We start from the raw sequence: 14547 nt of genomic DNA, 5'->3' as shown, positions 1-14547 counted from the left end.
ACCAAGAAAAAATTATTTTCTTATCTTACTCCTCACATCCCCCCTTACACATTAAATATACTTAATTTACATTTTAGTTTTTTTTAATTCATTCATGAAATAGCACTTCATGCAAATAGATTAGGCATTTTTTGTTTAAACGACCTAAAATAACAACAATTCAATACGCCACATAAATATATTCACACCCGTGATAATTCACCTCTATTACATCCTCCAAAAACTTTGAGTAATATCCGCTCGCAATATTAATTTCATATAATTTTTGTAAGGATGCATGTAATGAAAAAAGCACTTCTCGCAGCCGCTCTGGTTATGGCTTCTGGTTCCGCCCTGGCTGTAGATGGTGGTCATATCGACTTTAACGGTATGGTACAGTCCGGTACCTGTAAAGTGGGTGTGGTAGATACTGGTATGCACAGCGTTACCACTGATGGCGTGGTTACCCTGGATACTGCGAATGTTACTGATACTTTTGCTGAAGTTAGCGCAACTGCTGTCGGTTTACTGCCGAAAGAGTTCATGATTTCTGTTGAGTGTGATCCAGGTGCTCCGAAGAATGCTGAGTTAACTATGGGTTCTGCAAGCTACGCGAACACCAGCGGTACCCTGAATAACAATATGAACATCACTGTTAACGGTATTGCACCGGCTCAGAACGTAAACATTGCAGTTCATAACATGAAAAACAAAGCTGGCGCTGCTGAAATTAAGCAGGTCCATATGAACAACTCTTCTGAAGTTCAGGAACTGACATTAGACGCAGAAGGTAAAGGCCAGTACGTATTTAACGCATCTTACGTTAAAGCACCGAACAGCCCGGCTGTAACTGCTGGTCATGTAACCACTAACGCGCTGTACACCGTTGCTTATAAGTAATTGATGGTGTGTTGAGCATAAGGTTTGCCAGCAGGCAAACCTTATTTTCGCGAATTTAATCTTTCTACAGACAGCAAGGAGTGCTTATGTTTCCCTTGGTTAAAAAAACGGTTAGTGCATTATTTGTGAGTACTCTGTTAGCCAGTGCACCAGCATTCGCTGACATTATTATTTCCGGAACACGTATCATTTATAACGCTGATAAAAAAGATGTTAACGTTCGCCTGGAAAATAAAGGGAATCGTCCCTTACTGATTCAAAACTGGTTGGATACGGGCGATGACAATGCCGATCCCAGCCAGATCAAAGTGCCGTTTACCGCGACCCCGCCCGTTTCACGCGTAGAGCCAAAACGCGGTCAAACCGTAAAAGTGATGTACACCGGTGCAACAGCCCTGCCGAAAGACCGTGAAAGCGTCTACTGGTTTAACGTGCTGGAAGTGCCGCCTAAGCCGAAAGATGCTGAGGCTGACAAAAACTTGTTACAGCTGGCTTTCCGTACGCGCATCAAACTCTTTTATCGCCCGAGCGGTTTACAGGGAGAACCGGCTGAAGCACCGGCGAAAATCACCTGGAAATTAAACAACGCTCAGTTACAGGCAAATAACCCAACGCCATATTACGTGTCCTTTAATGAGGTCAAGCTGGAAAGCGGCGGCAAAACCTACAACGTCAATTCCAGCATGGTCGCGCCGTTCAGCCAGGCAAGCTTTGGCGTAACCGGTCTGCCAGGAAGCGTTTCATCCGGAAAAGTGGTCTTTAAAGCGATCAACGACTTTGGCGGCAACATTGATGGTTCCGCAACATTCTAAAAAATAAACGGATTCTTTTTAACATCGCCAGGAATGCAACCTTGTACCAGTTTACTCATCAAAAAAGCCGTATCCCGAAAAAAACGCTACTTGCGGCCTGTTGCGCCCTTTTTTACAGCGGCAACAGTTCTGCGGCGGACACCGTGGAATATGACAGTTCCTTCTTAATGGGAACTGGCGCATCAACGATTGATGTTAAACGTTATGCTCAAGGCAACCCGACACCGCCGGGTCTCTATAATGTCCGCGTGTTTGTAAACGGTCTGGCTACGTCCAGCTTAGAAATTCCGTTTGTGGATATTGGCGAAAACAGTGCGGCGGCCTGTCTTACCCGCAAAAACCTGGCGCAGCTACACATTAAGCAACCAGAACAGCCTGTCACTTTACTCGCCAGGGAAGGTGAAGAAGAGGATTGTCTGGATCTGGCAAAGTCATACGAAAAGGCGGATGTGCGCTTTGACAGCAGTGACCAGTTTCTCGATCTGACTATCCCTCAAGCTTATGTTCTGAAAAACTACGGTGGTTATGTCGACCCCTCACTGTGGGAGTCAGGGATTAACGCTGCCACACTGGCATATACCCTGAACGCGTATCACACAAGTTCAGATAACAACAATAGTGACAGCGTCTATGGCGCGTTTAACTCAGGTATCAACTTAGGTGCCTGGCACTTCCGGGCGCGTGGTAACTATAACTGGACAACAGATAACGGCAGCGATTTCGATTTCCAGGATCGTTACTTACAACGTGACATTCCGGCAATCCGGTCACAAATAATCATGGGTGACGCCTACACCACCGGTGAAACGTTTGACTCTGTCAACGTCCGTGGTGTTCGTCTATACAGCGATAGCCGTATGCTGCCTTCCGCGCTGGCCAGTTACGCTCCGACCATCCGCGGTGTGGCAAACTCCAACGCCAAAGTCACGGTGACGCAGAACGGTTATAAGATCTATGAAACCACCGTTCCGCCCGGTGAGTTTGTTATAGACGACCTCAGCCCCTCCGGCTTTGGTAGCGAACTGGTCATTACCATTGAAGAAGCGGATGGTTCCAAACGCACCTTTACGCAGCCCTTCTCCTCCGTTGTGCAAATGCAGCGGCCTGGCGTAGGTCGTTGGGATTTCAGTGCGGGTAAAGTCATTGATGACAACCTGCGCTCAGAACCGAATATGGGGCAAGCCTCTTATTACTATGGTCTGAATAACCTCTTCACGGGGTATACCGGCATTCAGTTCACCGATAACAACTATCTTGCCGGACTGTTAGGTGTGGGTATTAACACCAGTATCGGTGCTTTTGCGGTAGACGTTACCCACTCCCGTGCTGAGATTCCGGATGATAAAACCTATCAGGGGCAAAGTTATCGCGTGACCTGGAACAAACTTTTCCAGGATACCGGAACATCATTTAACCTCGCGGCATACCGCTATTCCACCCAGGATTACCTGGGCCTGCATGATGCGTTAGTCCTCATTGACGACGCCAAACATTTGTCTGCCGATGAAGACAAAAACACCATGCAGACGTACTCACGTATGAAAAACCAGTTTACCGTGAGTATTAACCAGCCATTGAATATCGCCTATGAAGATTACGGTTCGCTGTTTATTTCCGGTAGCTGGACAGACTACTGGGCGGCTAACAATAGCCGCACTGAATATAATGTTGGTTACAGTAAGAGCGTTTCCTGGGGCAGCTTCAGCGTCAACCTGCAACGTAGCTGGAACGAAGATGGCGAGAAAGATGATGCAATGTACGTCAGCGTTAGCGTACCTATTGAGAATATTTTAGGTGGCAAACGTAAGTCTTCTGGTTTCCGCAATTTAAATACTCAGCTCAATACCGATTTCGATGGTTCACATCAGTTGAATGTTAACAGTTCCGGTAACACTGAAAACAATCTGGTGAACTACAGTGTCAACGCAGGTTATAGCCTCGATAAAAACTCCGGCGATTTAGCCTCTGTTGGTGGTTATCTCAACTATGAATCAGGGTTAGGCGGTATTTCCGCTTCGGCCTCGGCCACTTCGGATAACAGCCAACAGTACTCCATCTCCACCGATGGAGGCTTTGTATTACACAGTGGTGGTTTAACGTTCACTAACAACAGTTTCAGCAGTAACGACACGCTGGTGTTAATCAACGCCCCAGGTGCTAAAGGCGCACGAATCAATAACAGTAATAACGAAATCGATCGCTGGGGATATGCCGTAACGTCCTCTGTCAGCCCCTACCGTGAAAACCGGGTAGGTCTGAATATTGAAACGCTGGAAAACGATGTTGAACTGAAAAGTACCAGCGCCACCACCGTACCACGCAGCGGCTCCGTTGTTTTGACCCGTTTCGAAACTGACGAGGGGCGTTCTGCCGTGCTGAATATTACCGCTGCCAATGGCAAATCCATTCCGTTTGCTGCGGAGGTTTATCAGGATGAAGTGATGATCGGCAGCATGGGTCAGGGTGGTCAGGCATTTGTGCGCGGCATTAACGACAGCGGGGAATTAATCGTTCGCTGGTATGAAAACAACCAAACCATTGACTGTAAGTTGCACTACCAGTTCCCGGCCCAACCACAAACACTGGGAAGCAGCAATACCTTATTACTTAACAATCTTACCTGTCAGGTAGCAAATCACTAATATGGAAAATTCTATGAAAAGGATACTACTAACATCCGCGTTAATAGGTCTGGGTTTACCGGCGGTTGAAGCTGCAACAACTCTTAATGTCGATTTTACGGCCACCGTATTAGCCACCACCTGTACGATAACTATAGTACAAGATGGTGGCCCAGTAGTGACGGGTAGTAACGGTGAATACAGCCTGACAATTCCTGATGTTGGCCTGGATAAAGTTGTCACTGGAGATGTTGCAGCTCAAGCCAACTTTAAATTACTGGCTTCCGATTGCAGCAATGGTTACTCAAAGATTTTTACCACACTTACAGGTGCAACTGTTTCAGGTAAGTTGATTGTCAATGAAGCAAGCTCTGGCGCTACGGGTGTGGGTATGGGGATTAAGCGTAGAGATACCGCAGACTCAGCTTTCTTTACGCCAAATAATACTGACAAATTTGAATGGACCGCCGATGAGAAAACTAGCGGTGTGCCTCTGACCGTAGCACTGCGCGAAACAACGGCGGGAGCAGGACGCACCGGTGCGTTTCAGGCAAAAGCCACCTTTAACTTCACCTACGAATAACAGGGACAGCCACCATGAAATTAAAAGTCATCGCTACACTGATTGCTACTGTTGCCGTGGGTGCCAGCGTTAGCAACAATTTCACTTATGCGAGTACGACATCCGCCTCTTTAACCGTAAACAGTAACCTGACTATGGGTACCTGTAGTGCGAAGATACTGGATACCAGTGATACCGAGATCAATACCGTCGCCTTTAACAATGTTTATATTTCTGAACTGGCAGCCAAAAGCAAGGTACAACCTTTTAAAATCCGCTTCAGCGATTGTGCCGGCCTTCCAGGAAAGAAAGCTCAACTCGTATTGTCGCCCAAAACTGGTGTCAATTGCGCTGGTGGCCTGTCTAACACTGCCGGCTTTGCAAATACAATTTCCTCCGGCAATGGTGGTTCAAGCAGAGCCGCAGTCGAAGTATGGACGACAACGACACCTGGGGGAAATGGCAGCCAGCAGTTCAGTTGTGTACAACGAAACGTCATCAATGTCGATCTTTCTAATGCCAGCACAACACAGCCTTATGATTTCGATTTAAGCGCGCGAATGATTATCGCTGACGGGTGGACAGTCAATGACGTATTACCGGGTGATTTCCTCTCTCCCACAACTTTCACTATCACTTATCAGTAATAGCGGATAAGGATATTAGAATGCTATGCAGGCATCATAAAATCGTACGTTTTTTGGGGCTGGCAGCAGCCCTTATTACGCCTTTCGGCTATGCAGGTCAGGATGTGGATCTCACCGCGAAGATTGTGGCCAGCACCTGTCAGGTGGAAGTCAGTAATAATGGCGTGGTAGATCTCGGCACAGTGACGCTGGACTATTTTGCTGACAATGTGACCCCAACGACGGATTACGCGGGTGGCAAAACGTTTAATGTTAATGTGGTCTCCTGCGACAACATTCAAACGACGCAATCACAAATGAAATTAGATTTTCAGCCGCAGGCGGGATCGCTTGCGCAGGCAAATAATCAAATATTTAGTAACGAATATGAACAGCAGGCTACCGGGGCAAAAAACGTCGGCATTGTGATATTTTCGGCACAGCCGAATCAGCAGACATTTAATGTACGCGGGACGGATGGTTCCTCAACAGCGATTTATTCAGTCGCGCCTGGCAATGCTGTTCCCTCAACCTGGACCTTTTATTCCCGTATGCAGCGAGTGAATAATGCCCTTCCTCCCGAATCAGGGATGGTGAGAAGTCAGGTTATTGTTAACGTTTCTTACGAATAATAAGGATAATTATGCAAAGGAAAGGCAATAGACTGTTAATTCAGTTATGCAGTGCGATACTGCTATTTTTTACCACATCCTGGTATGCATTGGCGAATGAATGTTATATAGAACGCAATGCTGAAGGGCCTTATGAGATGGTGATAACCTCAAAGCCCTTCAGTATACCGACACGAATGGTGACAGCACCGGAAGAAATAGCCTTTGCGACCTGGGATGTGCATATTGACCTTCGGGGGGATAAGATTGGCTGTAAATCCTTAGGGAGTGACACAAGCTCAGTACATTTTGTTAACTATGCAGATGCTGATTTGTTATCAACCTATACCACCACTAATGGCTTTGCCTTATTGAAAACAACCGTTCCTGGTGTTGTTTATTCTGTGGAACTTGTTTGTGTAAGTTGTGGTGCCGCAGAGGAACTAGATTTGTATCTTCCAGCACAGAGTGGCGCAGATAACCATACGGGGAATGCTGGTAACAAATGGGCCTATGAGTACAGCGATGATAGTTGGTATTTGAGGTTTCGTTTTTTCACGACTCCTGAATTCAAACCCCAAACTGGGGTTTCAGAAGGATACGCCAAACCAGGTAGAATCGCCTCCTGGTATATAGGTAATACTGACCAGCCATGGATAAATTTCTACGTTAAAGATACCTCCGTACATTTTTATGTGGACGAACCGACCTGTCAAACAGTTGCCCTGGCTCAAGACCTGGGTAATGTCAGCGGCAACCAGGTAACGCTTGGGAACAGCTATGTTTCGGAAGTGAAAAATGGGCTTACACGGGAAATTCCTTTTTCTATCCGCGCTGAATACTGTTACGCCAGTAAAATTACGGTTAAGTTGAAAGCGGCAAATAAACCCAGCGACGCCACACTAGTAGGTAAAACGACTGGCTCTGCTTCAGGCGTGGCTGTAAAAGTGCATTCGACTTACGAAAATAGCAAAGTCTTATTAAAAGCGGACGGTAGCAACTCCGTTGAGTACAACTTCGCAATCTGGGTAAACAACCTGCTGAATTTGCCCTTTACGGCACAGTTGGTACCGGATGGTAGCGGTAATGCTGTCGGTGTTGGAACCTTTTCAGGTAACGCGACCTTCTCCTTTACCTACGAATAAGTAAAACGTCATTCCTTCCTCATCGCACCAGAGTTCTGCTCTGGTGCGAACATTTTCCCCACACTAAAAACCATTGCCCCCCTGATTTCGACTGTTAGAATGCGATCGATCTGACTTTAGCCATCAGGATACGTTATGAAACCGACCACCATTGCTTCATTGCAAAAATGCAAACAGGAAAAAAAACGTTTCGCGACCATCACCGCTTACGACTATAGCTTCGCCAAACTCTTTGCCGATGAAGGACTTAATGTCATGCTGGTAGGCGACTCGCTGGGCATGACGGTTCAGGGGCACGACTCCACCCTGCCAGTTACCGTTGCTGATATCGCCTACCACACTGCCGCCGTACGTCGTGGCGCGCCAAACTGCCTGTTGTTGGCTGACCTGCCGTTTATGGCGTATGCCACGCCGGAACAAGCTTTTGAAAACGCCGCAACGGTTATGCGTGCCGGTGCTAACATGGTCAAAATTGAAGGCGGTGAGTGGCTGGTCGAAACCGTAAAAATGCTGACCGAACGTGCCGTTCCTGTATGTGGTCACTTAGGTTTAACCCCACAGTCAGTGAATATTTTCGGTGGCTACAAAGTTCAGGGGCGCGGCGATGAAGCGAGCGATCGACTGCTTAGCGATGCATTAGCCTTAGAAGCCGCTGGTGCACAGTTGCTGGTGCTGGAATGCGTGCCGGTTGAACTGGCAAAACGTATTACCGAAGCGCTGGCGATCCCGGTTATCGGTATTGGCGCAGGCAACGTTACCGATGGGCAGATCCTCGTGATGCACGATGCGTTCGGCATTACCGGCGGTCATATCCCTAAATTTGCCAAAAATTTCCTCGCTGAAACGGGCGACATCCGCGCGGCTGTGCGGCAGTATATGGCTGAAGTGGAGTCCGGCGTTTATCCGGGCGAAGAACACAGTTTCCATTAAGGAGTGACGTTGTGTTAATTATCGAAACCCTGCCACTGCTGCGCCAGCAAATTCGCCGCCTGCGTATGGAAGGCAAGCGCGTGGCGCTGGTACCTACCATGGGCAACCTGCATGATGGCCACATGAAGCTGGTCGACGAAGCCAAAGCCCGCGCCGATGTGGTCGTCGTCAGTATTTTCGTTAACCCGATGCAGTTCGACCGCCCAGAAGACCTGGCTCGTTACCCACGGACCTTGCAGGAAGACTGCGAAAAACTGAACAAGCGCAAAGTGGATCTGGTTTTCGCGCCCTCGGTAAAAGAGATCTACCCGAACGGTACTGAAACCCATACTTACGTTGACGTTCCAGGGCTTTCGACCATGCTGGAAGGCGCCAGCCGTCCGGGGCATTTTCGCGGCGTGTCGACTATCGTCAGCAAGCTGTTTAACCTGGTCCAGCCGGACATCGCCTGCTTCGGTGAAAAGGACTTTCAGCAACTGGCGCTGATCCGCAAAATGGTTGCTGATATGGGCTTTGATATTGAGATTGTTGGCGTCCCGATTATGCGCGCCAAAGATGGCCTTGCGCTCAGTTCCCGTAACGGTTATCTGACGGCGGAACAACGTAAAATTGCGCCCGGTCTGTACAAAGTTTTAAGTTCAATTGCCGACAAATTGCAGGCTGGCGAACGGGATCTCGATGAAATTATTGCTATTGCCGGGCAAGAACTGAATGAAAAAGGCTTCCGCGCCGATGATATTCAGATTCGCGATGCCGACACGTTGCTGGAAGTCTCTGAAACCAGCAAACGAGCTGTGATTCTGGTAGCCGCCTGGCTTGGCGATGCCCGCCTGATCGACAACAAGATGGTCGAACTGGCGTAATACTTAACTGGCGCTACGGCTGATGGCGCCAGTTATTAATTTGCCCTACGTCATGGCGATGACGTCTGTAAGTGATTATTCATATCGCTGGCAATTTAGTTAGAGTTAATTAGCTTATCAATCTCTGTAAGAGGTAAAGTTGTCACCTCTGCAACGTCTTCCCGAGACATCCCTTTACTTAGAAAACGCTGGGCGAATTCCTGTCTTACCTTCTGGAGTTCCTCTTGATATCCCTTCTGAAATCCCTTCTCTTCAAACCACTGCGCCAACGTCTGCCTGGTTTCTCTCCGTGTCTTTATTTCCATAGGTTCCCTTAATTATCTGGTCAGTTAACAATAACAATTATCTGGCTATAACTGATGATGCAGACAACTTAGTTAATCAGCTTATCAATCTCGGCAAGGGGTAAATTTGCCATCTCTGCAACGTCTTCCCGAGACATTCCTTTATTCAGAAGACGCAGGACGAATTCTTGCCTTTCCTCCTGTCTTCCCCTCTCTTCAAACCACTGCGCCAGCGTCATCATAGACTCCCCTCCCGTTTCCCTGTCTCTCAGCACACCATAAAACAAATCCGCTTGTTCAGTATGACCGCGTTGCAGCATATAGTTTTGCATGGCAACTAACTGACTTCCGCTAGTGTACCCTTCGTCAATCAGCGTGACCAGTTGCTCCAGCAATAACATTAAGTCGCGCTGGCGAATATGCTTTTGCAGTAGTTCGAGAATCGCAATCCGCCGATGTTGCATGATTTCGTCATCCGGTGTGATAGTGATATCCACCAGCGGAAAAGGACTGTTATAGACGCGTCGCGCCAGCTCCGGCGAGTAAAACATATCAAACCAGCACATTGAGAGCGGATAAGGTGTGGTCTCGCCCTGATAAAACAGTATCGGCACCACCAGCGGCAGCTTATCGTGATCCGCCTCCAGATGCCGGTGCATGGCAGCAATAGAATAACGCATCATGCGAAAGGCCATTTTCTTATCCGGCTTGCTTTGGTGTTCAATCACAACATGCAGATAACCGGGATTGCCCTGCATTTGCACGGAATAGAGCACGTCCGTGCTGTGTCCTTTCAGGCTCTCTTCAATGAAACTCCCCGACTCTAAATGAAGCGTGTTGAGGTCACAAAGTTCTCGTAATTCCACTGGCAAATGTATCTCCAGAAAGTCGCGAGCCGTCTCCGCGTGCATTAAAAATTGTTTAAACACTGCATCATGCGGTGTGGTACTCGGTGCATCCATCTTCCCTGCCTTCCGTGTTGTCTTGCGTGAAGGCAGTATCCAGTCAAGGTGTACCATCGTCAGCCACCTCTTTAGTGTTTACCGAGCAGCGTTCAGAGAAATTTCAATTGGTTACAGCCGTTACATGGCACGCTTCGGCGCGGTACGCAAACTGCTGATGCAAATGCCGTCAGATGAGTAGACACTAAACAAAAATCGGGCAATACTGCGTGAGAATTTCCTCAAAGCAGGCACCGCCTGCTTCGTTAACGACAGGGTAGAAAGGTAGAAGTTATGATTCGCACGATGCTGCAGGGCAAACTCCACCGCGTGAAAGTGACTCATGCGGACCTGCACTATGAAGGTTCTTGCGCCATTGACCAGGATTTTCTTGACGCAGCCGGTATTCTCGAAAACGAAGCCATTGATATCTGGAATGTCACCAACGGCAAGCGTTTCTCCACTTATGCCATCGCGGCAGAACGCGGTTCGAGAATTATTTCTGTTAACGGTGCGGCGGCCCACTGCGCCAGTGTCGGCGATATTGTCATCATCGCCAGCTTCGTTACCATGCCAGATGAAGAAGCTCGCACCTGGCGACCCAACGTCGCCTATTTTGAAGGCGACAATGAAATGAAACGTACCGCGAAAGCGATTCCGGTACAGGTTGCTTGATTGTTATCCCTGCGGCTGGTTACTCACCAGCCGCGACATCGTCTCCAGCGAATCCGTTCTTAAGATATAAAGTCGTTTTAGTAACAACGGATTATCCCCCGGTTTTACTTTGCCTTTCATGGTTGTCACCGCCAGGTGAAATCCGGCATCGTTTGCTGCCTTCACGGCTTTGTCATTAAATCCGCCAAACGGATACGAAAGATACCAGACATGCGGATTAAATTGCGCCAGAGCGCGGCGTGAACGTGCAAAATCAAACAGAATATTGTGCTCACTACGACTCAGTAATATGGGGCGGCGATAACCATCTACCCGATGCAAAAAATGGGTATGTGACTGGAAATCAAATACATCGCGAATTTCGTTAAGCTCAGAAACGCTCATAAATTGCAGCGATTTTGGTTCCCACTTCTGCGGGTGACGTTTGATGCGCGAGGTAACAATAAACGCCGTCGCCTTCATGCCATATTGTTTCAACACAGGATACGCATAGCGGCTCACCGACTTGAGGCCATCATCAAAGGTAATCACCACCGCTCGCGCAGGGAGATTGATCTTATTCTTCACGTAACCTTCCAGCTGCGCCATGCTCAGTGTCGCGTATCCCCTGTCGCGCAGCCAGGCCATCTGGTTATTGAAAGCGCGTACCGAGGTGGTCGTCGAAGTATGGCGAAAACGGGTGTTTTCTTCGTCGCGCAGAATATGGTGATAAGTTAGCACCGGAAGGCCATTATCGGGTTGGGCATCCAGCGCGCTGATATAGGCCAGTCGATCGCCAATACGGACCTGATACCAGGTTTGATTTAACCTGTCTTTCAGTTTATGCAAAATCGGGTAGCGCAAATTGTCCGCCAATCCCCCAAATGGCGCACTGCCCACACTCGGCGCGTTATAGACCGGCGTATCTTTCCAGGTAACTAAGTTCTGATTACTCAGCGGCTTGTTGAGGTCACCCAAACCGTCTTCAACTTTTTGTCGCCCCTGAACCGGCTCGAGATGGCCTTTATCGATAAACCCTTTACCAAAGCCAAAATTAAATGCGTAATAACTTGCGGCAGTGGGCTCCACGGCAATGATTTGTCCGGCCCGAATATTCCCCACGGTCACCATCTTGTCGCCAATTTGAGCCCAGACCGCAGCATTTTCGATGGTTTGCATATAACGGGCAGGTAACGCGGCACTGACACTTGCGGTAAACAGCATCAGCAGGAGAATAACAGCTTGTTTGTACATGAAAAAATAACCGAGGGTGAAACAACGCTTTTATTGTAGCAAAAGCGCCATCAGAATCGCGGGTTAATACTCATACAAATTATGTTTGAGGACGAAAGGCGGATTTTTTTGTTGTTGGTGCCAAAGACTACTCACCTCCGGCGCACCCAGTTCGACAATACGCTCGCGAAACTCTGAACTGGTCATGGTTTCACGGCAAGCCATCATCTGTTCAATTAACGGTAACGTGACACCAGAAATCACTTCGCAACGGGAGTGTTTGTGGCTTAATAATGAAGCCACGCGATACGGTGGCGCTCCGGCTATATCGGTTAAGAAGATGACACCCTCACCAGAGTCCGCTTCATGCAGAGCATCGCACATCATGCGGCTGAGCATATTAGAGCTTAACCCACGCCAGAAATTCACGGCCCGGCACTGAAGAAGCGCCCCATGTTTTTTCTCCAGCGCATCCAGTATCTCTTGCGCCCGGTCATCGTGACAGGTAATTACCCAACCTAACATCGCCTTCCTCCTTAGCCGAAAATCAGTCTACCCTGACCATTGTTGATAAAGGGTGATAGCCGTCAAAACTCCTCTCCCCCAAATCCAGAGGAGAGGAAATAGCCTTAGCTACGCAAACCACGTCCACGTTGGATCAGCGACCAACAGATCAAATAAAACGCCACAATAAAGACCACCAGTACGCCAAAGGTAGTGACCAGCGGAACATCATTGATACCGAGGAAGCCGTAGCGGAAACCACTGATCATATAAACGATTGGGTTCAGGTGCGACAGCCCTTGCCAGAACGGCGGCAACAAAGTCAGTGAGTAAAAGACCCCACCCAAATACGTGAGTGGCGTTAACACAAAGGTTGGCACCAGGCTGATGTCATCGAACGTTTTGGCAAACACACCGTTCAGCAAACCCGCAAGGGAGAACAACACCGCCGTGAGCACCAGGGTTAAGGCAACGAATACCCACGAATGCACCTGAAACGGCACAAAAAACAGTGAAATTGCCGTCACCAGAATGCCAACAAACAGACCACGCGCCACGCCACCGCCGACATATCCGGCAATAATGACGTGAGTCGGAACCGGCGCTACCAGCAGCTCTTCAATATTACGCTGGAATTTGGCACCAAAAAATGATGACGCGACGTTGGCGTAGGCGTTGGTGATCACCGACATCATGATCAGCCCCGGTACGATGAACTGCATGTAGCTGAAGCCATGCATATCGCCAATACGCGAACCAATCAGGTTACCGAAAATAATAAAGTAAAGGGTCATGGTGATGACTGGCGGCACCAGCGTCTGCACCCAGATACGCATAAAGCGATGGATCTCTTTCGCCCAGATGCTTTTTAGCGCCACCCAGTAAAGATGCATCATGCGCGATCTCCTTGTTTTTCATTAACCAGTGAAACAAACAGCTCTTCCAGACGGTTAGCTTTGTTACGCATACTTAATACCTGAATGCCCTGCTCACTTAACTGCGTAAATACGCTGTTGATCCCCTGCTCACGCAGCACTTCAACTTCCAGCGTCGCGGTATCGACCAGTCGATACTGATAGCCATCGAGCTTCGGTAACGGACTTTTCGGTGCGAGATCGAGAATAAAGGTTTCCGATTTCAGCTTCGCCAGCAGCGCCTTCATCGAGGTATTTTCCACCAGCTCACCGTGTTGAATAATGCCGATATTGCGGCACAGCATTTCTGCTTCTTCCAGGTAGTGTGTGGTGAGAATGATGGTGGTGCCTTTGTTGTTTAAATCCTTCAAAAAGCCCCACATTGAGCGGCGAAGTTCAATATCCACGCCTGCAGTCGGCTCGTCGAGAATCAGTAGTTTAGGTTCATGCATTAACGCACGGGCAATCATTAAACGGCGCTTCATCCCGCCAGATAACATGCGCGCACGTTCGTTGCGTTTTCCCCATAAATCGAGCTGCTTAAGATATTTTTCGCTGCGGATGTACGCCTCTTTGCGCTCCACACCGTAGTACCCTGCCTGATTCACCACAATTTGCTGCACGGTTTCAAACGGGTTGAAGTTAAATTCCTGCGGCACCAGTCCCAACTGACGTTTAGCGTTCACGACATCTTTCTCGAGATCGTAACCAAATACGCTGACCCGCCCGGAGGTTTTATTTACCAGAGAGCTGATAATACCGATAGTGGTCGATTTCCCGGCCCCGTTCGGCCCGAGAAGCGCATAAAAATCACCCGCTTCGACCTGCAAATCTATTCCACGAAGCGCCTGAACGCCGCCTGGATAGGTTTTTTTAAGCTGTTGAAGTTCCAGTGCAATGGTCATAAATTTTTACTTACCTTACGTTCTTACACTTTATCTGTGGTTTAAATCGTCCCGGAGTTGCCC

The 14547-nt window shown here is 48.4% G+C and carries 16 protein-coding genes; 10 read left to right on the top strand and 6 right to left on the bottom strand.

Translation table 11 applies throughout. The annotated features are described in order from the left end of the window. Window positions 1-282: 282 nt before the first annotated feature. From HUZ68_RS03605 to panC, 9 genes are all read left to right on the top strand, one after another. Window positions 283-879 carry a fimbrial protein gene (locus tag HUZ68_RS03605; protein WP_000709670.1) on the top strand — a complete coding sequence of 199 codons (597 nt, stop codon included), beginning with the start codon at window positions 283-285 and terminating at the stop codon, window positions 877-879. An 86-nt stretch (window positions 880-965) separates the two neighbouring features. Beyond that, on the top strand, window positions 966-1691 hold the full coding sequence (locus HUZ68_RS03600; protein ID WP_000484309.1) for a fimbrial chaperone: 726 nt from the start codon (window positions 966-968) through the stop codon (window positions 1689-1691). A gap of 41 nt (window positions 1692-1732) precedes the next feature. Beyond that, window positions 1733-4333 (top strand): outer membrane usher protein, encoded by a 2601-nt coding sequence (locus HUZ68_RS03595; RefSeq protein ID WP_044807972.1) that lies wholly within the window; start codon window positions 1733-1735, stop codon window positions 4331-4333. A gap of 13 nt (window positions 4334-4346) precedes the next feature. Then, entirely contained in the window at window positions 4347-4895 is a 549-nt protein-coding gene (locus HUZ68_RS03590; protein ID WP_033814568.1) for a fimbrial protein, read from the top strand. A gap of 14 nt (window positions 4896-4909) precedes the next feature. Then, window positions 4910-5521, top strand: coding sequence for a fimbrial protein (locus HUZ68_RS03585; RefSeq protein WP_033814569.1), 612 nt, complete (start codon window positions 4910-4912; stop codon window positions 5519-5521). Between the two features lie 20 nt (window positions 5522-5541). Beyond that, window positions 5542-6132 (top strand): fimbrial-like protein, encoded by a 591-nt coding sequence (locus HUZ68_RS03580; RefSeq protein WP_033814570.1) that lies wholly within the window; start codon window positions 5542-5544, stop codon window positions 6130-6132. An 11-nt stretch (window positions 6133-6143) separates the two neighbouring features. Then, entirely contained in the window at window positions 6144-7256 is a 1113-nt protein-coding gene (locus tag HUZ68_RS03575; protein WP_023155106.1) for a fimbrial protein, read from the top strand. Window positions 7257-7391: 135 nt separating this feature from the next. Beyond that, on the top strand, window positions 7392-8186 hold the full coding sequence (gene panB, locus HUZ68_RS03570; protein WP_000805469.1) for a 3-methyl-2-oxobutanoate hydroxymethyltransferase: 795 nt from the start codon (window positions 7392-7394) through the stop codon (window positions 8184-8186). A gap of 11 nt (window positions 8187-8197) precedes the next feature. Beyond that, complete coding sequence (panC, locus tag HUZ68_RS03565; RefSeq protein WP_000905372.1) at window positions 8198-9049, top strand: pantoate--beta-alanine ligase; 852 nt, start codon at window positions 8198-8200, stop codon at window positions 9047-9049. A 95-nt stretch (window positions 9050-9144) separates the two neighbouring features. On the opposite strand, the gene HUZ68_RS03560 is transcribed toward panC, so the two are convergent. Together HUZ68_RS03560 and rpnC are read right to left on the bottom strand one after the other, a co-directional pair. After that, window positions 9145-9354: an RpnC/YadD family protein gene (locus HUZ68_RS03560; RefSeq protein ID WP_000404127.1), complete on the bottom strand. Its 210-nt coding sequence runs from the start codon at window positions 9352-9354 to the stop codon at window positions 9145-9147. 68 nt (window positions 9355-9422) lie between these two features. Beyond that, window positions 9423-10295 carry a recombination-promoting nuclease RpnC gene (gene rpnC, locus HUZ68_RS03555; RefSeq protein ID WP_000339964.1) on the bottom strand — a complete coding sequence of 291 codons (873 nt, stop codon included), beginning with the start codon at window positions 10293-10295 and terminating at the stop codon, window positions 9423-9425. Between the two features lie 273 nt (window positions 10296-10568). Here rpnC and panD point away from each other — a divergent pair, with 273 nt between their 5' ends. Then, entirely contained in the window at window positions 10569-10949 is a 381-nt protein-coding gene (gene panD / locus HUZ68_RS03550) for an aspartate 1-decarboxylase (protein ID WP_000621515.1), read from the top strand. Between the two features lie 3 nt (window positions 10950-10952). Here the strand turns inward: panD and HUZ68_RS03545 are convergent, their stop codons facing one another. The 4 genes from HUZ68_RS03545 to HUZ68_RS03530 form a co-directional block, all read right to left on the bottom strand. Beyond that, window positions 10953-12182 (bottom strand): polysaccharide deacetylase family protein, encoded by a 1230-nt coding sequence (locus tag HUZ68_RS03545; RefSeq protein WP_033814571.1) that lies wholly within the window; start codon window positions 12180-12182, stop codon window positions 10953-10955. A gap of 63 nt (window positions 12183-12245) precedes the next feature. Then, entirely contained in the window at window positions 12246-12686 is a 441-nt protein-coding gene (locus HUZ68_RS03540) for a PTS sugar transporter subunit IIA (protein ID WP_000901987.1), read from the bottom strand. A 104-nt stretch (window positions 12687-12790) separates the two neighbouring features. Further along, the gene (locus HUZ68_RS03535; RefSeq protein WP_000972203.1) at window positions 12791-13561 is read right to left on the bottom strand and encodes an ABC transporter permease; all 771 of its coding nucleotides are present in this window, start codon (window positions 13559-13561) and stop codon (window positions 12791-12793) included. Beyond that, complete coding sequence (locus HUZ68_RS03530) at window positions 13558-14484, bottom strand: ABC transporter ATP-binding protein (RefSeq protein ID WP_239594032.1); 927 nt, start codon at window positions 14482-14484, stop codon at window positions 13558-13560. The genes HUZ68_RS03535 and HUZ68_RS03530 overlap by 4 nt, the downstream gene beginning before the upstream one ends. Window positions 14485-14547 lie beyond the last annotated feature (63 nt).

Source organism: Shigella dysenteriae, from assembly GCF_022354085.1.
In the GTDB taxonomy this organism is placed as follows: domain Bacteria; phylum Pseudomonadota; class Gammaproteobacteria; order Enterobacterales; family Enterobacteriaceae; genus Escherichia; species Escherichia coli.
The sequence above is the reverse complement of the archived record's forward strand: the minus strand, read 5'-3'. Positions and strand labels throughout refer to the sequence as shown.